Raw genomic sequence first — 921 nt, 5'->3', positions numbered from 1 at the left:
CACTTGCGAAACAACCCCTAGCAGGCGGCAGTTTTTCCGAATTTACGGTACGGGCCGTTGGCTGTTGTCGTCATCCTGGAAAGTCGTAGTTCAGGATCTGTCGTTATTAAAACAATGGATACTGGAACGCTCCGCGCCGGCAAACCTTCCAGTATGACCTTATTTTTAAGATATCCAAGCCATAGCCCCCAATTCTGCGGGAAAAATTGTACTCAAACAAGTAGGCTTACTGTACAATGGTCCAGCGGTTTCCGCCGCCAACGGTGGCGCCTAACCGTTTACAAATGTTTTGGGCAAATTCCCTATCCGCGGCGTTGGAGGAATCTGTTCCGCACACGATATTTGCCTGCCCGGCGGCTTGGCTGACGGAGTGGCGGTAGGCCAACAAATAGGGCTTTTGCTTATGGTACGCGGCTACGGAAATATTCGTAACGGCATAGTTAAAATATTTACTTTGCGGAACTTTAACATCCAAATCCTCAGAGTTATCCGCGTACGAACCGTTTGCCATATAATACACCTCTTCGGCGTCGCGGAAACTCTTTAAAACGGCAAGGGCTTCGCTGGCGCGGGATTTTTCTACCGCCCAAGTATATTGCGGCAACGCCACCGCCGCCAAAATGCCAATAATGAGCACGACTACTAACAGTTCTATAAGGGTAAATCCCGCTGTTGCCGTGCGGCCACCTGTGCTAGTGGCGTCATTCCCGAGTGTCGTAGTCGGGAATCTGTCGTTTTCCTTTTTTAATAAAAATGGATCCCCGACAGAAACCTTCGGGGATGACACAATAGAAGTAAAACCTTTCATTTTTTCTCCTTGTTAAGGCCTTTATATTTGAGCAAAACAGCCTTTTATACGCGTTTTTATACAGTGGATACATCCGGGTACACCAACCGCAATTTATCAAAATTTTAACAAAA

At 47.2% G+C, this 921-nt stretch carries 1 protein-coding gene; it reads right to left on the bottom strand.

All coding sequences use genetic code 11. The annotated features are described in order from the left end of the window. Positions 1-226 precede the first annotated feature (226 nt). Positions 227-808: a type IV pilin protein gene (locus B2118_RS07475; protein ID WP_428054700.1), complete on the bottom strand. Its 582-nt coding sequence runs from the start codon at positions 806-808 to the stop codon at positions 227-229. Between the last annotated feature and the right edge of the window lie 113 nt (positions 809-921).

It is taken from the genome of Candidatus Avelusimicrobium stercoris, assembly GCF_002437085.1.
In the GTDB taxonomy this organism is placed as follows: Bacteria; Elusimicrobiota; Elusimicrobia; order Elusimicrobiales; family Elusimicrobiaceae; genus Avelusimicrobium; species Avelusimicrobium stercoris.
This window is presented reverse-complemented; position numbering and strand designations above follow the sequence as displayed.